The organism is Bifidobacterium parmae (assembly GCF_002860365.1).
GTDB classification, from domain to species: domain Bacteria; phylum Actinomycetota; class Actinomycetes; order Actinomycetales; family Bifidobacteriaceae; genus Bifidobacterium; species Bifidobacterium parmae.
In genome coordinates this window covers 15,467-39,923 of the sequence record NZ_NMWT01000015.1, presented here as the reverse complement: position 1 = coordinate 39,923, position 24,457 = coordinate 15,467, and the positions used below count along the sequence as shown (strand labels likewise).

At 64.6% G+C, this 24,457-nt stretch carries 25 protein-coding genes and 5 tRNA genes; 8 read left to right on the top strand and 22 right to left on the bottom strand.

What is annotated here, in order from left to right; all coding sequences use genetic code 11:
* Positions 1–207: 207 nt before the first annotated feature.
* Together Uis4E_RS06320 and Uis4E_RS06315 are read left to right on the top strand one after the other, a co-directional pair.
* Positions 208–295 (top strand) — tRNA-Ser (locus tag Uis4E_RS06320).
* 90 nt (positions 296–385) lie between these two features.
* A complete protein-coding gene (locus Uis4E_RS06315) occupies positions 386–769 on the top strand; it encodes a DUF488 domain-containing protein (RefSeq protein ID WP_101622372.1) in 384 nt (127 codons plus the stop codon).
* 109 nt (positions 770–878) lie between these two features.
* Here the strand turns inward: Uis4E_RS06315 and Uis4E_RS06310 are convergent, their stop codons facing one another.
* From Uis4E_RS06310 to rpmB, 7 genes are all read right to left on the bottom strand, one after another.
* Entirely contained in the window at positions 879–2,477 is a 1,599-nt protein-coding gene (locus Uis4E_RS06310) for a metal ABC transporter substrate-binding protein (RefSeq protein ID WP_101622355.1), read from the bottom strand.
* 74 nt (positions 2,478–2,551) lie between these two features.
* Entirely contained in the window at positions 2,552–2,719 is a 168-nt protein-coding gene (rpmF, locus tag Uis4E_RS06305; RefSeq protein WP_101622354.1) for a 50S ribosomal protein L32, read from the bottom strand.
* Positions 2,719–2,841 carry a ribosomal protein bL36 gene (locus Uis4E_RS06300; protein WP_101622353.1) on the bottom strand — a complete coding sequence of 41 codons (123 nt, stop codon included), beginning with the start codon at positions 2,839–2,841 and terminating at the stop codon, positions 2,719–2,721. Before Uis4E_RS06300 ends, rpmF begins: the two co-directional genes overlap by 1 nt.
* Before the next feature lie 46 nt (positions 2,842–2,887).
* On the bottom strand, positions 2,888–3,145 hold the full coding sequence (locus tag Uis4E_RS06295) for a type B 50S ribosomal protein L31 (RefSeq protein WP_101622352.1): 258 nt from the start codon (positions 3,143–3,145) through the stop codon (positions 2,888–2,890).
* A 103-nt stretch (positions 3,146–3,248) separates the two neighbouring features.
* Positions 3,249–3,554, bottom strand: a complete 306-nt coding sequence (gene rpsN, locus Uis4E_RS06290) for a 30S ribosomal protein S14 (protein ID WP_101622351.1) — start codon at positions 3,552–3,554, stop codon at positions 3,249–3,251.
* Positions 3,555–3,584: 30 nt separating this feature from the next.
* Positions 3,585–3,755, bottom strand: coding sequence for a 50S ribosomal protein L33 (gene rpmG, locus Uis4E_RS06285; protein ID WP_101622350.1), 171 nt, complete (start codon positions 3,753–3,755; stop codon positions 3,585–3,587).
* Between the two features lie 84 nt (positions 3,756–3,839).
* Positions 3,840–4,076: a 50S ribosomal protein L28 gene (rpmB, locus tag Uis4E_RS06280; protein WP_101622349.1), complete on the bottom strand. Its 237-nt coding sequence runs from the start codon at positions 4,074–4,076 to the stop codon at positions 3,840–3,842.
* A gap of 50 nt (positions 4,077–4,126) precedes the next feature.
* Here rpmB and Uis4E_RS06275 point away from each other — a divergent pair, with 50 nt between their 5' ends.
* The 5 genes from Uis4E_RS06275 to Uis4E_RS06255 all read left to right on the top strand — a co-directional run bounded on the left by Uis4E_RS06275 (position 4,127) and on the right by Uis4E_RS06255 (position 6,332).
* Entirely contained in the window at positions 4,127–4,915 is a 789-nt protein-coding gene (locus Uis4E_RS06275) for a hypothetical protein (RefSeq protein ID WP_101622348.1), read from the top strand.
* 448 nt (positions 4,916–5,363) lie between these two features.
* Positions 5,364–5,445: transfer RNA gene (locus Uis4E_RS06270), tRNA-Tyr, on the top strand.
* Between the two features lies 1 nt (position 5,446).
* Positions 5,447–5,518: transfer RNA gene (locus Uis4E_RS06265), tRNA-Thr, on the top strand.
* Positions 5,519–5,536: 18 nt separating this feature from the next.
* A tRNA-Lys gene (locus Uis4E_RS06260) sits at positions 5,537–5,610 on the top strand.
* A 263-nt stretch (positions 5,611–5,873) separates the two neighbouring features.
* Positions 5,874–6,332: a cupin domain-containing protein gene (locus Uis4E_RS06255; protein ID WP_243394382.1), complete on the top strand. Its 459-nt coding sequence runs from the start codon at positions 5,874–5,876 to the stop codon at positions 6,330–6,332.
* 173 nt (positions 6,333–6,505) lie between these two features.
* Here Uis4E_RS06255 and Uis4E_RS06250 read toward each other — a convergent pair whose 3' ends face one another.
* The 15 genes from Uis4E_RS06250 to dnaK form a co-directional block, all read right to left on the bottom strand.
* A complete protein-coding gene (locus tag Uis4E_RS06250) occupies positions 6,506–7,771 on the bottom strand; it encodes an ABC transporter substrate-binding protein (protein ID WP_101622347.1) in 1,266 nt (421 codons plus the stop codon).
* Positions 7,772–7,932: 161 nt separating this feature from the next.
* Complete coding sequence (locus Uis4E_RS06245) at positions 7,933–8,754, bottom strand: ABC transporter ATP-binding protein (RefSeq protein WP_101622346.1); 822 nt, start codon at positions 8,752–8,754, stop codon at positions 7,933–7,935.
* A gap of 1 nt (position 8,755) precedes the next feature.
* Positions 8,756–9,772, bottom strand: coding sequence for an ABC transporter ATP-binding protein (locus Uis4E_RS06240; protein ID WP_243394378.1), 1,017 nt, complete (start codon positions 9,770–9,772; stop codon positions 8,756–8,758).
* Positions 9,765–10,748: a branched-chain amino acid ABC transporter permease gene (locus Uis4E_RS06235; RefSeq protein WP_101622345.1), complete on the bottom strand. Its 984-nt coding sequence runs from the start codon at positions 10,746–10,748 to the stop codon at positions 9,765–9,767. The genes Uis4E_RS06240 and Uis4E_RS06235 overlap by 8 nt, the downstream gene beginning before the upstream one ends.
* Positions 10,749–10,751: 3 nt before the next feature.
* Entirely contained in the window at positions 10,752–12,173 is a 1,422-nt protein-coding gene (locus Uis4E_RS06230) for an ABC transporter permease subunit (protein ID WP_101622344.1), read from the bottom strand.
* Between the two features lie 175 nt (positions 12,174–12,348).
* On the bottom strand, positions 12,349–12,720 hold the full coding sequence (locus Uis4E_RS06225) for a fluoride efflux transporter FluC (protein WP_101622343.1): 372 nt from the start codon (positions 12,718–12,720) through the stop codon (positions 12,349–12,351).
* Complete coding sequence (locus Uis4E_RS06220; protein ID WP_101622342.1) at positions 12,717–13,598, bottom strand: FluC/FEX family fluoride channel; 882 nt, start codon at positions 13,596–13,598, stop codon at positions 12,717–12,719. The genes Uis4E_RS06225 and Uis4E_RS06220 overlap by 4 nt, the downstream gene beginning before the upstream one ends.
* 39 nt (positions 13,599–13,637) lie before the next feature.
* Positions 13,638–14,924 (bottom strand): adenylosuccinate synthase, encoded by a 1,287-nt coding sequence (locus Uis4E_RS06215; protein ID WP_101622369.1) that lies wholly within the window; start codon positions 14,922–14,924, stop codon positions 13,638–13,640.
* 1,166 nt (positions 14,925–16,090) lie between these two features.
* Positions 16,091–16,163: transfer RNA gene (locus Uis4E_RS06210), tRNA-Ala, on the bottom strand.
* Positions 16,164–16,252: 89 nt separating this feature from the next.
* Positions 16,253–17,011 carry a DedA family protein gene (locus tag Uis4E_RS06205; protein ID WP_101622341.1) on the bottom strand — a complete coding sequence of 253 codons (759 nt, stop codon included), beginning with the start codon at positions 17,009–17,011 and terminating at the stop codon, positions 16,253–16,255.
* Between the two features lie 243 nt (positions 17,012–17,254).
* A complete protein-coding gene (locus Uis4E_RS06200) occupies positions 17,255–17,941 on the bottom strand; it encodes an HAD family hydrolase (protein ID WP_101622340.1) in 687 nt (228 codons plus the stop codon).
* Between the two features lie 458 nt (positions 17,942–18,399).
* Positions 18,400–18,954: a heat shock protein transcriptional repressor HspR gene (locus Uis4E_RS06195; RefSeq protein WP_101622368.1), complete on the bottom strand. Its 555-nt coding sequence runs from the start codon at positions 18,952–18,954 to the stop codon at positions 18,400–18,402.
* Positions 18,955–19,167: 213 nt separating this feature from the next.
* Positions 19,168–20,196, bottom strand: coding sequence for a DnaJ C-terminal domain-containing protein (locus tag Uis4E_RS06190; RefSeq protein ID WP_101622339.1), 1,029 nt, complete (start codon positions 20,194–20,196; stop codon positions 19,168–19,170).
* 304 nt (positions 20,197–20,500) lie between these two features.
* The gene (grpE, locus tag Uis4E_RS06185; RefSeq protein WP_101622338.1) at positions 20,501–21,172 is read right to left on the bottom strand and encodes a nucleotide exchange factor GrpE; all 672 of its coding nucleotides are present in this window, start codon (positions 21,170–21,172) and stop codon (positions 20,501–20,503) included.
* 11 nt (positions 21,173–21,183) lie between these two features.
* Entirely contained in the window at positions 21,184–23,073 is a 1,890-nt protein-coding gene (dnaK, locus tag Uis4E_RS06180) for a molecular chaperone DnaK (RefSeq protein WP_101622337.1), read from the bottom strand.
* Positions 23,074–23,434: 361 nt separating this feature from the next.
* Between dnaK and Uis4E_RS06175 the strand changes: the two genes are divergently transcribed.
* Complete coding sequence (locus Uis4E_RS06175) at positions 23,435–24,457, top strand: LacI family DNA-binding transcriptional regulator (protein ID WP_101622336.1); 1,023 nt, start codon at positions 23,435–23,437, stop codon at positions 24,455–24,457.

Genomic DNA, 24,457 nt, shown 5'->3' with positions numbered 1-24,457 from the left:
CCTCCTACGGGCGCATGCAACGGACGAGCGGTACCGGCAAACCCTTGCGATACCTCTTGCGATGTCCTCATGCCACCCTCGCGACACCCCCGCACCACCCTCGCGACACGCCGATACCGCACAAGATTGGACACATCTGCAAACCCCATGCTATTCTCTCTCAATTGTGTGCTGAGCTTGCTTGTTCAGGAGTTCAGGGAAACACATGGAGGATTCGCCTAGTGGTCTATGGCGCACGCTTGGAAAGCGTGTTGGTGTAACAGCCTCACGAGTTCGAATCTCGTATCCTCCGCCAACAGGGTTTTCAGAGAAATCTGGAAGCCCTTTTTTGTTGCTGAAATGCCGAGAAAACGGGTTGCCCATCCATGGGCCGATGATGGTGGGCATGAGCATCATCGTAAAACGCATCTACGATCCACCGGAACCCAGTGACGGCTACAGGGTGCTGGTGGACCGGTTGTGGCCGCGCGGCATGAGCAAGCAGCGCGCCTCGCTCGACTTGTGGATGAAGAACATCGCGCCATCGCCCGGCCTGCGAAAATGGTTCGGACACGACCCGTCACGCTTCGATGAGTTCGCCGAACGATACCGGGCGGAACTGGACGCCAACGCGGAGGCGGTCGGTGCGCTGCGCGACATCATCACGACTCACGGCACCGTCACGCTCCTGTATGCGGCCAAGGACTCGCTGATCAACCATGCGGTCGTCCTGCGCGACTATCTGAACGACGTCAACGCCGAAAACCCGCTCCGAAACAGCCGAAGCTGATGCCGATGGCGCGATCGGCATGCGGGACATCGTCAGCCAATGTCCGCCTACCAACGGCCGCTCAGCCAGACGACCGCTCAGCCAGACGACCACTGAGTCCAATGGCCGCTCAGTGAGCCAGCATCTCGGTGGCTACTTCCTCCTTGCTCATGGACGCCGGGTAATACGTGGGCCAGTTGTCCATTTCCTTCAAGGTCTCTTCTTGGGAATCATTGCCCATGAAGATGTGGAAGTGCGCGGCCTTGGTTGGCGCGATGCCGTGATCCGAGAACTGCACGATCTTCGGTGCACCTTCGGGCGCGTCGCCGGTGGCGGTGAACAGATAGCGCACGCCGCGATTGCCCTTGGCGTAGTCGAGGATTTTGAAGCCGCTGTACTCATAGGTGGCGGTGGCCGTCTTGCCGCCTCGGGTGAAGCTCATCTGATCGCCCTTGATGGCGATCCTCTCCACATCGGTCTTATAGCCGGCGTCGTAGTACTTCGTGTATTCGGCTGCGGTCATGTCGCCCTTCTTGGCCTTGGCCTCCATCACCTTGTCGAGTGTGCCGTCCTGGAGCAGCGGGTAGACGGACTGCCACTCGCCCTCGTAGTCGGACAGGCTGCGGTCCTTGACGTCCTGGGTCAGGAAGTAGCCGTTGGTGGTGTCGGTGGCCAGTGCCTGGTTGGCGATCAACGTGAGCCAGCCGAGCAGCGTCTTCTGGTTCTCCGGCAGCTGTTCGGTGGCGGAAATGATCGTCTTGTTGCTGGATTGCGCGGCCTCGTTGAGTTTCTTGGCGAAGCCGTTCATCTCCTGCGGATTGACGACGAGCAGGTCCACATCATCGCCAGAGACGATGTCCATGGCGTTCTTGAGATCCGCCGCGGAGGGTTCGGCTTCGCTGTTCATCGCGTTCGTGTAGGTCACGGGGGTCTTGTCGACCGCGCCGATGTATTCCAGCAGATAGCTGATGATGGATTCGGTGGCCACGTAGCTGCGCTGCACGTTGGAAGCGCGTGCTTTGTTCACCAGGGTCACGAAGTCGGCGTAGTCGCCGTTCCACTCGTTGAAGTGCCGCTGTACGGTGGAGGCGGTGGCGGAACCCGCCCCGGCCTTGTCCACATACGCCGCATTGATGGCCTCGGCGGCTTTCAGCACGGCTTCGGGGCTGAACCACAGGTGGGGATTGGTGGAACCGTGGTGGTGATGATGGCCTTCCTCGCCTTCGGCATGCCCGTGGGAATGCTCTTCGGTGGCGGTGATGCCCATCAGATCGCCCACGTTCACGATGGTTTGGCGCTTTGCGTCGAGCTGGGCCTTTTCCGCCCAACCGTCATAGCCGGTGCCGTTGAGCACCACGATGTCCGCCTTGAAGAGCTTGGCCAGGTCGGCGGGGGTGGCTTCATAATCGTGCGGATCGGCGGACGTGGAATTGATCAGCGACGTCACCTGCGCGCACGAACCGCCCAGTTCCCGCGCGAGCGAACCCCACTGGTTGACGGAGGCGACCACGGTGAAGGTGGTGTCGCAGGAATCCCTAGTGGTGTCCGCGCCCGTGCTTGCGGTGTTGCCGGCCGCCGATGAAGCCGTATTGTTCGGTCTGGGGAAGGTGAATGCGCCTGTGATCAGGCCCCCCAGTACGGCGCCGATAATGAGCGCGACGACGATGCCGATGATGGTGTTGCGCCTGGGGACGTTGGCTGAGGGCTGGCTGGTGTTCTGGTCAATCATGCTCTGACTTTCTGCTGTATGTTCTTCTCTCGGATGCTTGGGAATGTCGTGGGTGTGGGATTCGGGGATGACGGCTATGGCTTCATGTATCCCTTTCGTACGGCTGCGGCCAGATTCTGCGGAACCTGAACCACGTCGCCTTCCGGCGTGCGTACGGTGGCCAGCTGGGGTACCTTGGCCTTCCAGTTGGAGCGGCGCGAACGCGTATTTGCTCGGGACTTTCTGTATTTGGGCAGTGCCATCAGCCTTGCCTCGCCTTCCATCGGGGGTTCTTCTTGTTGATCACGTAGAGGTGTCCGCGCCTGTGCACGATGACGGAACCGTCCTTGCGCGCCAGAGATCGGATTGATGCTTTGACCTTCATTGCGTTCCTGTGTCCTTTCCTATTGCCGCGAAATCGCGGCGGCTGATTATTTCCTGCCGTAACGGGCGTTGAACTTCTGCACTTGGCCGGCCGTGTCGAGCACCACGTTCCTGCCGGTGTAGAACGGGTGGCTGTAGCTGGATACCTCCACGTTGACGAGCGGGTAGGTGTTGCTGTCCTCCCATTCGATGGTCGGCAGGCTCTTGGCTTTGGCCACCAGCGTGGACTTGGTGAGGAAGTACTTGTCGGCCGAGCGGTCATGGAAGACCACGGGGCCGTATGCGGGGTGGATGTTGTTCTTCATGGTGTTTGTCTTGCGTTTTCCTTATGTGCGGTCATGTGGTTTGCCTGTTGCCGTGTGCCTTGGGTCTTGTGGATCGGACCCGCATCGCGGTAGGACCGGCGTGTCACCAGCTGGATTTCACCACGCCGGGCAGTTCGCCCCGGTGTGCCTTCTCTCGCAGGTTGATGCGCGACAGGCCGAATCTGCGGTTGAACCCGCGCGGGCGGCCGTCGATGGAGTCGCGGTTGCGCAGGCGGGTGGGGCTGGCGTCCCGGGGCAGCGTGTGCAGTTTGCACATCGCTTCGGCGCGTTCCTCCGCGGTCAGATGCGGGTTGACGCTGTCTCGCTTGTATGCGGCGCGGCGTTCGGCGTATTTGGCGACCATGCGCTCGCGCTGCAATTGTCGGTTGATCTTGCTGGTTTTGGCCATGATGCTCCTTTGCCTGGTTTGTTTGCCGATTCAGCGAGTCTCACGGAACGTCACGCGGCGGCGCACGATGGGGTCGAATTTGATGAGTTCCAGACGGTCGGACGTGTTGCGACGGTTCTTGGTGGTGGTGTAGGTGAATCCGGTGCCTGCGGTGGACCTGAGGGTGATCACCGGGCGGATAGCGGCTGATTTGCTTGCCATGAGCAGTGCTTTCTACGCGTTTCCCACGCGATTTCCATGTGGTTTGTTGCAGTGCGACGTCTCGTATGCGGCGATGCGGCCGAATCAGTTGGTTGCTTGATTGCGCCCGATGCGGGCGATCGCCGCTTCGATGCCGATACGGTCGATGGTCTTCACGCCTTTGGCGCTGACGGTCAGCGTGACATGGCGCTGCAGGGACGGCACCCAGTAGCGCTTGGATTGCAGGTTCGGGCTGAACGTGCGGCGGGTTTTCCTGTGTGAGTGGGAGACGCGGCTGCCGGCCGAGGCGCGCTTCCCCAGGACTTGACATTGCTTGGACATGTCTGCGAGTGTATCATAATGATAACCATTATCAAATAAGAAAGGCTGACATGATCCATCCGCACCTGCAAACACAAGGAAACGCCGAGAGAAACGCCGAAGACCGCACCCCCGTGGTGCTGCTTACCGGAGCCGACCGATTGAGCCTTGATGCCGTGGCGTTCTCCTTGGCCGATTCCCTTCCCCGCGTGTGCACGATCACCTATGACGTGCGCCCGAACGACGCCGCGGAATCAGGGCTCGACATCATCCGCAACATCGCGCGCCCGCAGGTGAGCGGCGTGGTGTTCGGAGAGTCCGATTCGTTCGGACTGGAGGAGTGCTGCATGAGCTGCACGGTCAAGCATGACATCGGCCGGACGCTCGAATCACTGCACGGCAAAGCGGACGCGTTCCTGATCTCCCTGCCGGTGGGCCTTGAGGCTACGCCGGTGGCGCAGTATCTGGCTGATTCGTTCAGTCTCAACGAGTGGGGTGGGTCGATGTTCGTCGGGGCCATCGCCAACGCGGTCGGACTGGACGAATTCGAGGAACGGTTCTTCGATGACGACCGGCTCTGCCTCTACGGTCTGGGAGCGGAAGACGGCATCTATGACGAACGCTCCACCGGTGCCGTGGTCTCCCGCCTGATTCGCGAGGCCACATGCGTGCTGGAGTTGCCGGTGGTCGGAGCCGGCTGCCTGGCGCGCCATCTGGACGCGGACGGCGAATGCCGATGCCGCGACATCATTCGCGCCATCGCCAAGCATGACGCACTAGTGCATGAGGACGCCCGCGACATCGGCCTTGGAGACCTGATGCACCACGTTCGACACGGCGAAAGGGTGCAAATGCGATAAGGGCCGCTGAAACGGCGGCATCAACGCCGCCCGCGCGCCATTCCGGTTTCCCCGCCCTGCGGGGGGCATCGCACGCGACGAAGTCAGCGCTCGATGCCGTACTCGTCGTACATGTAGGCGTCGTACTGGTTGTCGTCGGCGTGCGACGCGTTGTAGTGATGCGCTTCGTAATGATTGCTGTTCTGCATGATCGCTCCTTCGTTCCTCTGTTCCTTAGGGCCGGGCCTCATCGTTATCAATCTCCGGTGTACTCCGCGCGCGTTTCCACAGGATGTGTATTCGACCACGTGCAGGTGAACACGTGCCGTCATCATCGTGAATGTGATGGTGACGGCACGACGGGACCCGCGCGACGTGCCGACTTGCGCGATGCGCGATGACGTGCCATTATGTTCAGGTTGCCTTTAAGGGGTCGGGCCGAATGGCCTGGCCGCGGAGGGAACGGATCGGCGGATTTCCCAAGCGGTCAAAGGGAGCTGACTGTAAATCAGCCGCTTCGTGCTTCAGTGGTTCGAATCCACTATCCGCCACGCCCCGATAGCTCAGTGGTAGAGCACTTCCTTGGTAAGGAAGAGGTCGTGAGTCCAATTCTCACTCGGGGCTCTCCGAAAGGAACCAACTGCCCCTGTAGCTCAGTTGGTTAGAGCAGCTGACTCTTAATCAGCGTGTCCAGGGTTCGAATCCCTGCGGGGGCACAGAGAAAGGCCGGAGCGTTACGCGCCCCGGCCTTTTCGCATTCACAACCACCCTCAGTCAGACTCCGTCTGACAGCTCCCGCCAGCGGGAGCGGGAAGCCGGGCGATGGGTATAGGGACTACAGGGCTACAGATCTTGGGCTCTTCACAATCAAACGCGCCGAACCCACCGAGAACCACAACGCATCGCTACCGGAAGACCTGATAATGGATGGTGACGAAACATCCATACGGCCCACGGGGCTGACGAACGGGAGCGCATCATGGCAGATGAGACCACCAAGACCACCAACGAGACCACACAGCCGGCACAGCCACAGCCCGCACGGCACCAGTGCAGGTGCGGCGGCGGGCATGGCAAGTGCCGCCGCGACGCCGAAGGCCACGCCATCACCGTCGAACCGCATCTGGGCTACGTCGCCGATCTGGCCGCGCTGATCGACATCCAGGAGGAGGCGACCGTGTCGCGCACGGTGCTGCGCGAGGACGGCCTGCGCGCCGTGCTGTTCGCCTTCGACAAGGACCAGGCGCTGAGCGAGCACACCGCGGCCATGCCCGTGACGATCCAGGTGCTCGAAGGCCGGCTGCGCATCGGCGGCGGCGAGCGCGAGGTCGAGCTCACGGCGGGCGGCATCGTGTATCTGAGCGCGCGCCTGCCGCACACGGTCTACGCGCTCGAACCGAGCAAGATGCTGTTGCAGATGTTCGACAACCGCGGCTGAGCGGCCGGACGTGCGAAAGCACAGAAACACGAGGGTCGGAAGAGCGGCAACATGAGGGCCCGTCGATGCGCGGCAAACGCATCGACGGGCCCTCACCGAATCGGCATCAGGACGCCTTCATCAGAAGATCGGCCTCACGCCGCTTCCAACGCCGCTTCCAACGCCGCTTCCGATCACTTGGTCGGGACCTTGCCTTCCTGCGCGTGGTCGAAGTTCGGCACGTTCTTCGCATCGAACTTGTACACGCCGATGTTGGCGGAGCTCGGGTCGTTGCTCGAGTTGAACGGGCCGATGCCGGTCACGCCCTTGTAGTGGATGCTCTTGCCGGACTTCAGCGCGGCGAGGCAGTCCTTGTAGGTCGTGCATTCGGTGCCGCCGTTCGCACCGGAGACGGCCGCCATGTTCTTCTGGATGGTCTCGCCGTCCGCGCTGCCACCCTTCTGTGCGGCGAGCGCGGCGAGGATGATGCCGTCATACGTTTCGGCGCCGTAGGTGAAGGTGCTGATGTCCTTGCCGTACGCCTTGACGAGCTTCTTCTGGAATTCGTCGGACGCCTGTACGCCCGGGATCGTGCCCTTCGAGCCTTCGAGGAGTCCCGCGTCGAGATCCTTCGAATAGTCGGACGTGTTGCCGTCGACGAAGTACAGCTTGTGCGTGTCGACGCCGGCGGAGGCGAGCGCCTTGACGAGCGGCTTGGTCTGGTCGAAGGCAATCACGGCGACCGCGTCCGGCTTGCTCGCCTTGATCGCGGTGGCGATGGACGAGAAGTTCGTCTCGGTCGGGTCGAACGCGTCCTTCTCGCCGTAGACGATGTTGACGCCCGCGTCCTTCACGGTCTTGACGACCGTGTCGCGCAGGCCGGTGCCGTACTCGTCGTTGAACACCGCGACGGCGAGGTTCTTCACGCCGTCCTGCGCGATGACCTGGCCGAGCACGGTGCCCTGCACGGTGTCCGGCGGGACGGTGCGGAAGAAGTACGGGCTCAGGCCGGAGAAGTCGGAGCTGGTGGCGCCCATCGAGAGCATCGGGATCTTCTGTTCGGTGATGGTCTTGTACACGTTCTTGACGACGGCGCTGGAGGCGGGGCCGATCACGAACGACGGGTTCTTCGACATCACGGATTGGACGGCGGACGTGTTCTGGTCCGCATGGTCCGCGTCGGAGGTGTCGGCGTCGGTGGTGGTCACGTCTTTGCCGAGGACGCCGCCTGCCGCGTTGATGTCGCTGACGGCGAGTTTCTCGGCGGCGAGTTCCGGCGGCGCGAGGTAGGCGAGCGAGCCGGTTTCCGGCCACAGGCCGCCGAGCACGAACGCGTCCTTCTTGCCGGACGACGAGCCGGATGCGGACGACGAGCCTGCCGAGCCGCAGCCGGCGAGCGCCATGACGGCGGCTGCGACAGCCGCCGTGGCGGTGAATAGAATCCTCTTCTTGCTGTTCATGATTGCTTCCTCTCTATTCAAGCGAATATGAACGTGTTGTGAGACGGGATATGGGTTACTGGCCTTCTGTAAGAAGGTCGGTGATGCGTGTGGATTCAAGGCGCACCGAGGGAAGGCGTGCGAAGGCACGTCGACCGAGGGGCAACGCCGAAGACACACCATCACTGGCCTTCTTCCTCTACCTCCTGTTCGAGGTTGCCGAGGTACAGCGAGATGACCTTGGGGTCTTCCAGCAGGTCGCGGCCCTTGCCGGAGTAGGCGTTGCGGCCTTGGTCGAGGACGTAGCCGCGGTCGCAGATCTGCAGGCAGCGGCGTGCGTTCTGTTCGACGATGATGACGGATACGCCGGCCTTGTTGACCTGGCGTACGCGGATGAAGGTCTCGTCCTGGAGCATCGGCGACAGGCCGGCGGACGGCTCGTCGAGGAGCAGCACGGACGGGTTCATCATCAGGGCGCGGGCCATGGCGACCATCTGGCGTTCGCCGCCGGACAGGGATCCGGCGAGCTGGTCCTTGCGCTCCCCCAGTCTGGGGAAGATCGAGCACACGTAGTCGAAGCGTTCGTTGAACTTCTTCGGCGCCTGGTAGGCGCCCATGTGCATGTTCTCGGCGATGGTGAGGCTCGGAAACACGTTTTCGGTCTGCGGCACGAAGCCGACGCCGAGGGAGACGAGCTTGTCGGCGCGCAGGTTGGTGATATCCTCGCCTTTCAGGATCAGATGCCCGGAGTGGATGTGGACGAGCCCGAACAACGATTTGAGGAGCGTGGATTTGCCGGCGCCGTTCGGGCCGATGATGCCGACGATCTCGCCTTCGTGGAGGGTGAGGGATGCGCCGTTCAGGATGTTCACGCCGGGGATGTAGCCGGCGACGAGGTCGACGGCGTCGAGGAGGGGTTCGCCTTCCGGCTCGCCCACGTGGATTTCGGAGCGCGGACGCGCGTCGGTCGCGGACGCGGCGGGCGCCAATACTGTAGCGGTCATGTCAGTGTTCCTCGCTTTCCTTGAGGTCCATCACCGAGTCGTCGCCGAGGTCGATGTTGGCGTGGGCGCCGAGGTAGGCGTCGATGACGGCGGGATCGTTCATCACGCTCTTCGGCTGGCCTTCGGCGACGATCTTGCCTTCGGCCATGACGGTCACCCAGTCGGCGATGTGGCGGACCATGTTGATGTCGTGTTCGACGAACAGCACGGTGGTGCCTTCCTCGCGCAGCGACAGGATGTGGTCGAGCAGCGACTGCTTCAACGCCGGGTTGACGCCGGCCATCGGCTCGTCGAGCATGACGAGCTGCGGATCGGACATCAGCGCACGCGCCATTTCGAGGAGCTTGCGCTGGCCGCCGGAAAGCGAGCCGGCGAAATCGTCCTTCTTCTTGATGAGCAGGAACCGTTCGAGCAGCGCCTCCGCCTTCTCGATGTTCGCCTTCTCCTGTTTCCTCCACAGGCCGGGCACGAGCGCGCGGAACAGGCCCTCGCCGGGCTGGACGGGCGCGCCGAGCAGCATGTTGTCGAGCACGGTGAGGCGGCTCATCACCTTGGTCAGCTGGAACGTGCGGACCATGCCCATGCGCGCCACCTGTTCGGGGTGCACGTGCGCGAGGTCCTTGCCGTCGAACCGCCACGCGCCCGTGTTCGGTGCGTCGAAGCCGGTCATCAGGTTGAAGAACGTGGTCTTGCCGGCGCCGTTCGGGCCGATCAGCGCGGTGATGCCGTGCCGTTCGATCTCGAAGTGCTTGACGTCGACGGCGGTCATGCCGCCGAACCGGCGCGTCACGTTGTCGGCCACGAGGATCGGATCGGGCTTGTGCACGCCGGGCTCGTTCTTGACGAATTTGAGGTCCTCCTTCACCTTGTCGCCGAACGCGGTGGAGATGAGGTGCTCGCCCTCCGGGGCCTTGGTGGCCCATTTGGCGAGGTCGTGGAACGGCTTGCCGGGCTGGATGCCCTTCGCCGGCGACGGCGCGGACGCGGGCGCGGGCGTGTTCTCGAGTTGCTCAGACATTGAAGGCCAGCTCCTTTCGGTCTCCCAGCAGACCCTGCGGTCTGAAGATCACCAGGCACATCAGCGCGACGCCGACGATCACCCATCCGAGCGATTCGACCTGGTTGGAGGAAATGACGGTTTCGGGGATCGCGCCGCGCATCAGCTCCTTGACGAACGTGAGCAGCACCCACAGCAGGCAGGAGCCGATGATCGGCCCGAAGATCGTGGCCGCGCCGCCGAGCAGCAGGATCGTCCACGCGTAGAACGTGACCGCGCGTCCCAGCGAATCGGGCTGCACGGAACGCGGCAGGACGAAGATGATGCCGCCGAGCGCGCCGAAGATGCCGCCGATGATGAGCGCCTGCATCTTGTAGACGGTGACGTTCTTGCCGAGCGAGCGGATCGCGTTCTCGTCCTCGCGGATGCCCTTGAGCACGCGGCCCCACGGGGAGCGGAACCAGCGCCAGCACAGCACGGCGGCGATAACGACGAGCGCCCAGGCGACGATGCGCAGCCACCACGAGTTCGCGATGTTGTTCGAATACGTCCAGAACAGGAACGTGGTCGAATCGTCGGGCAGGGGCGACAGGTTCTCGAACTTCGTGGTGAAGTCCTGCGGCGAGATGCCGGCCGAGCCGCCGGTGAGCTTCGTCATCGCGGTGGAACGGCCGATGATGCGGATGATCTCGGCCGCGGCGAGCGTGACCATGGCGAGATAGTCGGGGCCGAGCTTCAACGTCGGGATGCCGAGCAGCAGCGCGTAGATCACGGCGAGCAGGATCGCAGCGCACACGGACGTGAACAGGTTCGCGCCCATCGACTGCGTGATCGCGAAACCGTATGCGCCGAGCAGCATGAATCCCGCCTGGCCCATGTTCATCAGTCCGGTCATGCCGAAGTGGATGTTCAATCCGATGGCGGCGAGCGCGTACGCCGCCGTGGTGGGCGCGATGAGCTCGCCCAGCGTGTTGGTGATGATGGTCATGATGTCCATGTCTCAGCCCACCCTTTGCTGTTTGCCGAAGATGCCCTGCGGGCGCACCAGCAGGACGATGATGAGGATCGCCAGCGCGCTGGCGTATCGCATGTCGTTGGGGATGACGAGCGAGCTCATGTCCGCGACGACGCCGATGATCAGCGAGCCGACGAGCGCGCCGTTCGCGGTGCCGAGGCCGCCGAGCGTGACGGCGGCGAACATGAGGAGCAGCAGCGTCGCGCCGGTGTTCCACGAGATGCCGTTCAGGTAGACGCCGAGCAGCACGCCGGACAACGCGGCCATCGCGCAGGAGATGATCCACACGATGCGCACCACCTGTTCGACGTTGATGCCGGACGCGGCGGCGAGCGCGGCGTTGTCGGAGACGGCGCGGGTCGCGCGGCCGAGTCGCGTCCGGTAGAGGAACAGGCTCACGCCGACGATCGTGACGATCGCGATGCCCGCGGAGATGAGCGTCGGCGCATCGGTGGTGATCGGGCCGACCTGGAAGCTGCTCGGCACGGACTTGACGATGCCTTTGATGTCGCCGCCGAAGAAGAACTGGAACAGGTATTGCAATGCCATCGACAGGCCGATCGTGACGATCATCTGCTGCATGGTGCCGACGTGCTTGCGGCGCAACGGCGCCCACACGATCTCGTTCTGGATCCAGCCGGTGAGGCCGCCGATCGCGATCGCAACAATCGCTGAAGGCACGAGCGGCCAGTGCAGGATCTGCGTGCCGACGAACGCCATGAGGCCGCCGAGCGTGACCTGCTCGCCGTGCGAGAAGGAGCTCAGTCCGGTGGTGCCGTAGACGAGGTTCATGCCGACGGACATGAGACCGAGCATGAGGCCGAAGATCACGCCGGAGTAGAGCTGCTGCCAGAACCGCGCGCCGATGTTCGATCCGGCACCGCCGGCGTCGGACGAGGCCGTCGCGGTCGAGGAGGTCGAACCGGACGTGGAACCGCCGGACTTGCCGGATGCGGAACCGGAGCCGCCCGCGGCCGGCGCGGGCTTGTCGAAGCGGACCACCTGACGGGCCGCGTCGAAGCTGTTCTTCTCGACCTTGACGGTGGCGGTCGCGGCCTTGAGTCCGTGCTCCTTGGCGACGGACTCGTCCATCGTGACGGTGTACGAGCCGTCCTTGCCGACGCTGAACGCCCAGTTGCCGTTCGCGTCGGTCGTGGTCGTGGCGCTTTCCGCGCCGGTGAGCTTCAGTTCGACGCCGGCGATCGGCTTCTTGGACGCGTCCTGCAGGATGCCGTTGACGCATCCGTTCGTGGCGGACGGGTTGCAGGTGGGGACGGCTTCGGCCGCCTGGGCTTGGTTGGGTGGTGTGAAACAGAACGCCATCAGTAGGGTCAACACCGTCGCGCACATCGACGACAGCAACAATCCCATCCGACGACGCCGTTCGATGTTCTTCACGGCTGTCATGTGGATGTCCTCTCTGGATGTGCTTCACAACCTAGAGAGGCAAACCGCGCACGCCGTTATGCTCCGGTTTCCCGCGAGTTACCGCACGGCCCGCATATTACCCGAGTATGACGCGGCCCCGCGTTTGATTTCACGGGCATTACATCATGTCGTCCACGTTACAGAATTCGCATGGTCATGCGCCGAGGGAGGCGACCCACCAGCCGGCGGCCACGCAGAGGATCGGCACAAGGATCGTCGTCGCGCAGTAGAACGCGGCCATGCGGTGGCGGCCGGCGCGCGCGAGCGACACCATCTCGTTGATCGCGGTGGAGAACGTCGAGAATCCGCCGAGGAACCCGGTTACGAACAGCAGGTACGCGTGATGGTCGACGGTGGCGGACGCGTAGGCGCCCGCGGCGATGCCCGCGCAGAACGTGGCGATCACGTTGATGATGAACGTGGAGAGCGGGAACGCGCGGTTCCACCAGCGCTGCACCGACGTGTTCACGATGAAGCGCGTCACCGCGCCGAGGCCGCCGCACAGGCAGACGAGCAGGAACGTCATCGCGTCGCCTCCCCGTGCGCATCGCCGGTGACGGGATCGCCGACCATCGGGATCTCATCGGTGATCGGCGCCGGTTCGAACGACGGAATCGCGGAATCGTCGCCGGAACCACCCGGAACAACGGAATCATCGGAAACGCCGACCATGATCGGCTTGTCGGCGAGCGCGACGCCGTCGACGTCACGCTTCGGCGCGGCGTGCGCGGGGCCGGAACGGCCCGCGGCGGACGCGCCGGAAGCGGCGGCGAGCGCGTCCGCGACGACGCGCGCGGAACGGCGCGCGGACGCCGCCAGCGCGAGACGCACGCCCGCCGCGGCGACGATGAGACCGCCCGCGAAACTCGCGAACATGTAGAAGAGGAAACCGCCGATCTGATCGGCGTGGATGGAGGTGAGCTCCTCGATGACCATCGCGGAGAGCGTGGAGAAACCGCCGCACATGCCCATGCCGATGCCGCGCGACGTGAGCTGGCGCACACGCTTGCGGATCCACGCGGCCTGCGACATGTAGGTGGAGACGAACGCGAAGATGAGGCACGCGATCATGTTCGCGAGGAACGTGGCCGTGTGGAACGCGCTGAAGAAACCGTGCGCGGCGGCGGGTGCGGGCAGCAGCAGCGACAAGGCGAAGCGCATGGCGGTGCCCACGCAGCCGCCGACGAACACGACGAGATAGACCATGCCGTCGGCGAGCGGATTGAACTGCGCCTGCACGCGCTTGGCTGGGGCGAGCGGAATCGCGGGAGGGGCGGCCGCGGCGGCGGCGCCCTTCGGATGCGGCACGTCCGCCGCGTACGAGCGGGCGTGCGCGGCGGTCATCTCCTGCGTCGCCGGATCAGGCTCGGCGACATACTCAGGTTGTTCGGTCGTGACGGCCATATCGGCTCGGCGGATATCGGCTCGGCGGACGGGCCGGCGTCAGTCGATCAGCGAGTGGACGGAGATGATGTGGTCACGCTGCGGGCCGGTGCCGATCGCGGAGATGCGGCAGTTGCTCAGCTCCTCGAGACGCTTCACGTACGCCTGGCAGGTGGCGGGCAGCTCGTCGAAGCTGTGGCAGCCGGAGATGTCCTCGTCCCAGCCGGGCATGGTCTCGTAGATCGGCTTCGCGGCGGCGAAGGCGGCCTGGTCGGTCGGCATGTCGTCGTGGCGTTCGCCGTCCACGTCGTAGGCGACGCAGATCGGGATCTCCTTGAGGCCGGTGAGCACGTCGAGCTTCGTGAGCACGATGTCGGTCAGGCCGTTCACCTGGCTCGCGTAACGGTTGACGACCGCGTCGAACCAGCCGCAGCGGCGCGGACGGCCGGTGGTCACGCCGAACTCGTGGCCCTGCTGGCGCAGCCACTCGCCGGACTCGTCGAACAGCTCGGTCGGGAACGGGCCCTCGCCCACGCGGGTCACGTACGCCTTGGCGACGCCGATCACGCGGTTGATCTTCGTGGGGCCGACGCCGGTGCCCGTGCAGGCGCCGCCGGCGGTCGGGTTGGAGGAGGTGACGAACGGGTAGGTGCCGTGGTCCACGTCGAGCATCGTGGCCTGGGCGCCTTCGAACAGGACGGTCTTGCCCTCGTCGAGCGCCTTGTTGAGGATGAGACCCGTGTTGGCGACGTACGGCTTGAGACGCTCGCCGAGCTTGAGGAGCTCGTCGGTGGTCTGGTCCACGTCGATGGCGCGACGGTTGTACAGCTTGACGAGAATCTGGTTCTTCTGGTGCAGGCTCGCCTCGACCTTGTCGTGCAGGTGGTCGGCGTTGAACAGGTCGTGCACGCGGATGCCGACGCGGTTGATCTTGTCCGCGTAGGCGGGGCCGATGCCGCGGCCGGTGGTGCCGATCTTGTGCTTGCCGAGGAAGCGCTCGGTCACCTTGTCGAGCGTGCGATGGTACGGCGCGATGATGTGCGCCGCCTCGGAGACGAGCAGGTGCGAGCAGTCGATGCCGCGGGCCTCAAGGCCGTCGATCTCCTCGAACAGGACCTCCGGGTCGACGACGACGCCGTTGCCGATCACCGGGGTGAGATGCGGGTTGATGATGCCGGAGGGCAGCAGGTGCAGCGCGTACGACTCGTCGCCGACGACGACGCTGTGGCCCGCGTTGTTGCCGCCGTTGAAACGGGCGACGTAATCGACCTTCGTGCCGATGAGATCCGTGGCCTTGCCTTTGCCTTCGTCGCCCCACTGGGCGCCGATCAGAACGATTCCGGGCATGATGCACCTCCGCAATTGCATGATTTCCGCATGATTCCGCCGGGGAACAAGCCTACCTTACGGCCCCTACGGTGGCGCGCGGCGTCTCGTTTACGGGGTGGATCTACGGGGTGGATCTACAGGGTGGATTCGCGGGTTGGATTCGCGGGTTGGAGGGGCGGGTTGGAGGGGCGGGGGTCGGCTGGGGCGGCGGGGACGCCCCACACACCGGCGAAACACTTCAGCCATGCCATAACGGTGATGCTTCGCCACCGCGAAACAAGCCAGCCACGTACCGACCGCCCTGATTCGCCACACGTCGTCAGCGAATCATATTGGCCGCACGGCACCACTTGCGATTCACCACCGCGAAACACAATGGCCACACGCCGACCATCCTGATTCGCCACACGTCGTCAGCGAATCATATTGGCCGCACGGCACCACTCGCGATTCACCACCGCGAAACACAATAACCACACGCCGACCCTCCTGATTCGCCACCGATCCGCCACGTGCTGATCCGAGGTCGCGATCCCCAGCCGGACAAGCCCGAGACGCAACAGCCCGGCGGCCCGTTTAGGACCGTTGGTAAGTCGTAAATCGGCGTAAATCGGCGTACCAAACACCCGTTATCCGCTCTTTACAGCGTCAAACACCCGCTTAGAGGGCCCTCAAACGGGTGTTTGACGCTGTACATCCGGAATAACGGGTGTTTCGCAAGCACAGTCCTCAGGCGAGAGGGGGGCACGTAGGGGTCAGGTAACAGAAAGACCTCCTATAACAGGAGGACCCTCTAACAGAAAGACCCTCCTCGGTGGAAGTCGGTGAGACAAACGGCCCGGCGGACCGTTGGCACACCGGCATTGCGGACGGCCGGCGCAACGAATCCCGGAAACATGCCCCATCGTCCGGGATTCCTTGCGCTGAGATGGCGTCAGCACAAAGAATCCCGGAAAACAACGGCCTCGTCCGGGAATAGTTGCGCTGACCTTGTCTCAGCGCAACTATTCCCGGATGAGGGGAACTGACTAGACCGTCGGACACACATTGTGTCCTATAGGCCTCGGTTTTCCTTGCGCCCCCTTCAGGCCTATAACCCGGCGGCGAAGCCGACGACTACCAGCCGACATATGGGTAAGGATGGGAAAAAGAAAAACCCTCCGGGGTGGAATCCGGAGGGTTTGTGGAGCTGATGGTAATCGAAACCACGACCTCTTCGATGCGAACGAAGCGCTCTACCAACTGAGCTACAGCCCCTTGGTTTGTTGTCTTGCTTCGCAGGACAACTCGACCAATAATATCCCGAGTTCAGGATTTCGCAACCCGACACGCCCGGGAATCGAGGATCATTCGGCCGCGGCGGCGTGGTGGGGCACGTGACGCGCGGCCGACGCGGCAGCGGCACCGGTACCGGCACCCGCGGCAGCGTCATCGCCGGCGTCGCCCTTCTTCTTGCCGAACTTCGCCTTGACGAGGCCGACGATCGTCGGGATCAGCGAGACGGCGAGGATGAGCACGATCACGAGCTCGAAGTGCTTCTGCACGGCGGGGATGTTGCCGAAGAAGTAGCCGAGCAGCGTGAACAGGGACGACCAGATGAAGCCGCCGAGCACCGAGAACGGCGTGAAGCGGCGCCAGCGCATGCCGGAGATGCCGGAGATGAACGGCATGAACGTGCGGATGAACGGGAAGAAACGACCGAGGAACACGGCGAGCGGACCCCACTTCTCGATCATCGCCTCGGTCTTCGCGATGCGTTCCGGCGTCATGGCCTTGACCTTGCCGGAGGCGATGATGCGGCGGCCGAAGAAGTGGCCGATGAAGTAGTTGCACTGGTCGCCGATGATCGGCGCGCACCACACGACGGGCAGCAGGTAGTGCAGCGGCAGCGCGACCTGGCCGGTGGCGGCGTCGGGCGCGGCGAACACACCGGCCGCGAACAGCAGGGAGTCACCGGGCAGGAACGGGAAGAAGACGACGCCGGTCTCGATGAAGACGATGAGGAAGATGAAGCCGAGCGTGGGCGCGACGCCCATCGCGATCCAGCTGGCGATGGCCGCGCGCGGATCCTTCAGCAGTTCGATGATGAAATGTACAAAACCCATGGATTTTCCGTATTTTCCTATGTTCTCGTGTCTTGTGCGGACTGTCTCTCGGAGAGGTCTCGTGCAGACAGATAAGGGGCCGCCGGCAATCGGACGGACGGCCGCGAATCAACCGTCCATCACCATACCAGCAGCCCCTATAAGAAACGACTAAGAGACCGCGCTCCCGGCCACGTCACACCGCGGTCTCTCCCCCACCCGCTTCGCGGGTCATCAGAGAGGGCCGAGAAAGAAGTGCGTGCGTCACGCCTTGGCGGCGGAAGCGGCGAGGCGCTTGCGCACGATCGCGTCGATCGCGGCCGCGTCGACGCCCGCGTAGCCGTCGAGCGACGTGAACTGCGGTCCGTTCGACGTGTCGGTGCGGATCGTGCACGTCTGCGCGATGACGGTCGCACCGGACGCGGCGCCGGCGGCGAGGCCGACGGGCGTATCCTCGAACACCGCGCAGGAGGCCATGTCCTCGGGCGCGAGGCCGAGCTTCGAGGCGGCGAGCAGGTACGGTTCGGGCGACGGCTTGTGCTTGGCGTCGTCGTCGCCGCACACGTAGCCGGAGAACAGGCCGGGCGCTGCGGCGAGCACGTTCTCGACGATCGGGCGCGGCGAGGTGCTCACCAGCATGGTCGGGATTCCGGCCTCCTTGAGCGAGCGCAGCGTGTCGAGCACGCCGTCGATCCACGGCATGTGCATCTTCTCATGTTCGAACACGTAGGCCTTGAGCTGCTTGTCGATCTCCTCGACGCTCAGCGTGCAGCCGTGTTCGATCATCCTGCGGGCCACGTCGGGCACGGGCGTGCCGGAGCATTCCCAGCCGAGCTCTTCCGTCCAATGGCCTCCGTTGGCCGCGGCGATCTCGAGTTCGCCGTCGTGCCACAGCGGTTCCGAGTCGATGAGCGTGCCGTCGAGATCCCAGAACACGGCTTTGAGCTGCATGATTCCTCCATCGTCGTAATCATCGCGTCGGCGGCGGCGCGTTCGGCGCGCGTCCGCCGTTTCATCCGGTATCAATCTCACCAAATCCGCGCGACAGACACGACACGAATCATCACAGAATCGTCCACGAAAACAACAGAACCGCACAGCACGGTTCACACGTGCTGCGCGGTTCGGGGAATGCGGCAGGACGACGCCGCGGAGCATACAGGCCTGCGGCCATCGCACCGTGACGCGTTGCCGCCACGTCATGTCGCGAACGTTTCGCGCACGCGAGGCGATTCCGTCACGTCACGGCGTGATCGTTTCGCGCACACGAGGCGATTCCGCCACGTCACGGCGCGAACGTTTCGCACACGCGACGCGATTCCGCCACGTCACGGCGCGAACGTTTCGCACACGCGACGCGATTCCGCCACGTCACGGCGCGAACGTTTCGCACACGCGACGCGAAACGGTCAGCGCCACAGCACGATCGACTTGGAATCGGGATCGGCGTCGACGCGACGATGCGGGCGGCCGGGCAGTTCGCGCGTCTGCGTGCGGATCGCGCGACGCCACATGCGGGCGCTGTTGGACCGCTGCATCTCGACGATGTCGCCGTCGCGACCGGCCGCGAACACGCTCTCCTCACCGGCCGACTGCAAACGACGGACCTGACGACGCAGCTGGCGGTTCTCCTCCTGCAACGTGAGGATGCGGGTGACGCCGGCAAGGTTGATGCCCTCCGACTGGCTCAGCCGTTGCGCCTGCACGAGCCGGTCGATGTCGCGCAGGCAGTAGCGGCGGGCACCACCCTCCGTGCGCTGCGGCGTGACGAGGCCGACGCGGTCGTATTGGCGCAGGGTCTGCGGGTGGATGTCGGCGATCTCGGCCGCCTGACCGACGGTGAACACCGCCAGATCGAGGTCGAAGCCGGCGTCGTCGGCACCGTCGAGATCGGCGCGGCCGAGCACGATCGCCGTCGCGCACATCGCGTACAACTGGCGCACCTCACGGGCGATCCTCGCCATCATTCACCTCCATATAACAGATGATTCTTGATGCTCCTCCCGCTGGCGGGAGATGGCACGCAGTGCCGGAGGGTGGTCGGGCGTCGCCATCTCAACCACCCCCAGTCGGCTCCGCCGACAGCCCCCGCCAGCGGGGGCCGAACTCTGTATGCGTTCGGTGGCGTCGCCTAAGCGCGCGACAGCCCCCGCCAGCGGGGGCCGAACGGGAATGGCCTACCGTGGGATGTAGTCGCCGGCGGCCTTGTCGAACTCCTTGGCGGCGTGCTTGACGGCGAGGCCCGGCTTGGCGGGCACCTGGATCATCACGCGGCCGACGAGGTCGCCCGGGGTGTTGCCGGACTGCACGCCCTTGCCGGAGATCCGCACTTCGGCGCCGCTGGACGAGCCGGCGGGCACCTTGAACGTGACGGTCTCGCCGTCGATGTCCTTCGCCTCGACCTTCGCGCCGGCGACGGCTTCGGCGACGCTCACGGGCAGGTCCATGACGAGATCATGGCCACGCATCGTGAACTTGGAGTCGGGCTTCACGTTGACCTGCAGGTACAGGTCGCCGTGCTTGCCGCCGTTGACGCCCGCATGGCCCTTGCCGGCCAGACGGATCTTCTGCCCGTCCTTCACGCCGGCGGGGATGTGCGTCTTGAACTTGGAGCCGTCCACGGACAGGGACACGGTCGCGCCCTTCGCGGCCTGACGCAGCGTCAGACTGATCTTCGAATTGCGGTCCTTGCCCTGCCTGGGCTGCGGAGCCTCCTCGTAGCCGCCGTACGCGCCGGAGTCACCGTACGCGCCGTAGGGCGAGCCGCCCTGAGCGCCGGCACCGGCCGCGCCGCCGAACATCGAGAAGATGTCGTTGAGGTTCGGGTTGCCGCCGCCGGACGTGGAGAAGCGGATGCGGGAGCCATTGCCGCCCATGCCCGCGCCGCCGCCGAACATCGAACCGAAGATGTCGGAGAATCCGGAGGCGTCGAAGCCGCCTTGGCCGGAACCGCCGGCGAAGCGGGCGCCGCCCATGCCGAACTGGCGGATCGCATCGTACTTCTGGCGCGAGTCCTTGTTGCTCAGCACGTCGTAGGCTTCGGAGATGTCCTTGAACTTCTCCTCGGCCTCCTTCGTCTTGTTGAGGTCGGGGTGGTACTTGCGGGCCAGCTTGCGGTAGGCCTTGGTGATGTCGGAATCGGAGGCGTCCTTGGAGACACCAAGGACTTTGTAGAAGTCTTTGCTCAGCCATTCGTTCTCAGCCATTCATGTCTCCTTTCGTGTTGAAGTCTTGTATGTACGTATTGAAGTCTGTATAAGGGCTCGATATTACCGCTCCCGCTGGCGGGAGCTGTCGAGCGAAGCGAGACTGAGGGTGGTTTTTCAACCGGGACCACCCTCAGTCAGCCTTCGGCTGCCAGCTCCCGCCAGCGGGAGCGAAGAATCCATGCAACCTGATTACCGAATCGGGCCATGCGGCTGCCAGCTCCCGCCAGCGGGAGCAGCGGGAAACGCCGTCCGCTCTGTGGAGAGACGACGAGAACGCCGTCGCTCCGCAGGGCGTCCGCGATCAGTTGTGCGGGGAGGCGACGACGACGCGGGCGGCGCGGATCACGCGGTCGCCGATGCGGTAGCCGGCCTCCACGACCGTGTCGACGGTCTCCTTCTCGGCATTCGCGTCCGGCTTGTGCAGGATCGCGTCATGCTTGGTCGGGTCGAACTCCTCGCCGGCCTCGCCGAACTTCTCGACGCCGAACTTCTCGAACGCCTTGTCGATCTTCGCGGCGACGGCCTTGAACGAATCGTCCATCTCGCTGTTGGCGCGGATGCGGTCGATGTCGTCGAGGGCGGGCAGCAGCGCGGTCAGCACGTCGATGATGCCGTGCTCGCGGAAGCGCTCCTGCTCCTTCTTCGCACGATTGCGGAAGTTGATGAACTCCGCGCGCTCGCGCTGCAGGGCCTCGAGGTAGTCGGCGGCCTCCTTCTTGGCCTGGCCCAGCGGGGTCAGGGTGTCGGAGTCGGCCTTGCCGTCCTTGCCATCGGCGGTCTTGTCGGCCTTGTCGGCGGCCTCTCCCTCAGTCGCGGCGTCCGCCGGGGTCTCTCCCTCGTCAGAGGGAGCCGAAGGGGAAGCGGCGGCGGCCGCGTCGGCGGGGGTGTCGGCCGGGGCCGACGACGCGGTGTTCTTCGCGTCGTCGGCGTCGGGCAGATCGTTCAGGTAGTCGTCCTTGTTGAACTCAGCCATCGGACGGGACCTTACTTGTTGTCCTTGTCGTCGTCGTCCACGACCTCGGCGTCCACCACGTCGTCGTCACCGCCGTTGGAGGCGGAACCGGCACCCGCGGCACCGGCAGCGCCCGCGCCGGCCGCACCAGCCGCGTCCGCCGCGCCCTGCTGGGCGTAGAGGGCCTGGCCGATCTTCTGGGCGGAGGTCATCAGCTCGGTCTGAGCGGTCTTGACCTTCTCGATGTCGTCGCCCTTGAGGGCTTCCTTGAGGGCGTTGACCTTCTCGGTGACCTCGTTGGCGACCTCATCGGAGAGCTTCTCCTTGTTGTCGGCGACGAGCTTCTCGGTCTGGTAGGCGAAGGCCTCGGCCTGGTTGCGGGTCTCGGCGTCCTCCTTGCGCTTCTTGTCCTCGGCCTCGTGGGCTTCGGCCTCCTTGACCATGCGGTCGATCTCGTCCTTCGGCAGGCCGGAACCGCCGGTGATGGTCATCGACTGCTCCTTGCCGGTGCCCTTGTCCTTGGCGGACACGTGCACGATGCCGTTGGCGTCGATGTCGAAGGTGACCTCGATCTGCGGGACGCCACGCGGGGCCGGCGCGATGCCGGTCAGCTCGAAGGTGCCGAGCGGCTTGTTGTCGCGCGCGAACTCACGCTCGCCCTGGTAGACCTGGATCAGCACGGACGGCTGGTTGTCCTCGGCGGTGGAGAACACCTCGGAACGCTTGGTCGGGATGGCGGTGTTGCGGTCGATGAGCTTGGTCATGATGCCGCCCTTGGTCTCGATGCCGAGGGAGAGCGGGGTCACGTCGATGAGCAGGACGTCCTTGCGGTCGCCCTTGATGACGCCGGACTGCACGGCGGCGCCGACGGCGACGACCTCATCCGGGTTGACGGACTGGTTCGCTTCCTTGCCGCCGGTGAGCTCCTTGACGAGCTCCTTGACGGCCGGCATACGGGTGGAACCGCCGACGAGCACCACGTGGTCGATCTGGCCGACGGAGATGTTCGCGTCGCGCAGCACGTTGTTGAACGGCGTGCGGCAGCGGCCGAGCAGGTCGGAGGTCATTTCCTCGAAGTGCGCACGGGTCAGAGTCTCGTCCAGGTGGACCGGGGTGCCGTCGGGCGTCATGGCCAGGTACTGCATGGAGATGGAGGTGGAGGTCGAGGAGGAGAGCTCCTTCTTGGCCTGCTCCGCGGCTTCCTTCAGACGCTGCAGGGCGATCTTGTCCTTGCTCAGGTCGATGCCGTACTTGTTCTTGACTTCGGTGACGAGCCAGTCGATGATCTTCTGATCCCAATCGTCGCCGCCGAGGTGGTTGTCGCCGTTGGTGGCCTGCACCTGGATGGTGGAGAAGCCGTCCTCGTCCTTGCCGATCTCCAGCAGGGAGACGTCGAAGGTGCCGCCGCCGAGGTCGAAGACCAGGATGCGCTCGTCCTCCTTGCCCTTCTCGAGGCCGTAGGCCAGCGCGGCCGCGGTCGGCTCGTTGATGATGCGCAGGACGTTCAGGCCGGCGATCTTGCCGGCGTCCTTGGTGGCCTGGCGCTGGGCGTCGTTGAAGTACGCCGGGCAGGTGATGACGGCGTCGGTGACGGGCTCGCCGAGGTAGGCTTCGGCGTCCCTCTTCAGCTTCATCAGGATCTGCGCGGAGATCTCCTGCGGGGTCCACTTCTTGCCGTCGATCTCGACGGTCCAGTCGGTGCCCATGTGACGCTTGACGGAGGAGATGGTGCGGTCGACGTTGGTCACGGCCTGACGCTTGGCGACCTCGCCGACGAGAATCTCGCCGGACTTGGAGAACGCGACCACGGACGGCGTGGTGCGCGCGCCTTCGGCGTTGACGATGACCGTGGGCTCGCCGCCTTCGAGGGTGGCGATGCAGGAATTCGTGGTGCCCAGATCGATACCAACTGCACGTGCCATAATGTGTGCTCCTTTGTTCTTGTGTTCGTTCTTACGTTCTTCGCTCAGGTCCCGGATGCGATCGGTTCGGCCCGATCGCCCGGCCCTTTGCCGTTCCAAAACTTGAGCCTACACCACTCAACTTCCACTCCGCAAGTTTTATTCCCACATTCGCCACAAAATCTTGAGCGAGTCCCGCTCAAGTTCGATGACGCGGACGGCGGCGGTCCGGCACGGCCCCGCGATGGCACCGCTACAGCCCCGCGCCGGCACCGGCGCCGCCCCGCGACGGCACCGGCGCCGCCCCACGGCGACAACGTTCGCAGTATGATGGAACGCCACACGGCAACGCATGCACGAGCACGCACGAGGAGGACGACACATGGGCAAGGCCGATATCCACGACGTGGCCAAGGCGGCCGGAGTGTCCATCTCGACGGTGTCGCGCGCGTTCACGCGCCCCGAGCTCGTCTCCGAGAAGACCCGCGCCAAGGTGCTCGCCGTGGCCGACCGGTTCGACTTCAACATCTCCCGCTCCGCCACCGCGCTCAAATCCGGGCGCACGAACCGCGTGGCGCTGCTGATGAACGAGGAGATCACCAGCTGGTTCAACGCCGAGGTCTTCGCCGGGCTCGAATCGGCGATGCACCCGGCCGGCTACGACATCTCCCTGTTCCAGCACATCGACACGGCGGAGAACCGGCGCGAGTTCTTCACCAACCTGCCGATCCGACGCAACGTGGACGCGGTGGTCGTCGCCTCGTTCGCCATCGACCCGCACGAGGTGGAGCAGCTCCGGCGCATCCACGTGCCGATCGTCGGCATCAACATCCCCTCCGACGAGGGCTTCGACGCGTCGGTCAGCATCGACGACGAGGAGGGCATGCGCAAGGCGACGCAGCATCTCATCGGACTCGGGCACCGCCGCATCGTCTACCCGTGCTCGGAGGCGGTGAAGAACCTGGACGCCTCGATCGACGCCCGCACGCGCGGGTTCGTCCGCGCCTGCGAGGAGGCGGAAGGCAGGCACGACATCAACTGGCAGGTGCTCACCGTGCCGCGCGGTCCGGAATTCGTGGATTCCGCGCTGGCCGCGCTGCTCGCGCTCGACGACTTCCCGGATGCGATCTGCTGCCAGATGGACATGATGGCGATCCCGCTCATGGTCAAGCTGGAACGCTACGGGCACCGTACGCCGCGCGACTATTCGATCATCGGCTTCGACGACAGCCCGTACGCGGACACGCTCAACCTCACCACGATGCGGCAGGACCCGTACGCGATGGGCCGCAAGGCGGCGCTCAAGGCGCTCGATCTCATGCGGGGGAAGACGCTCGAGACCCCGCATGAGACGGTCGAGGCGCAGCTCGTCCTACGCGGCACCGACGCCCCGTACCACGGTTAG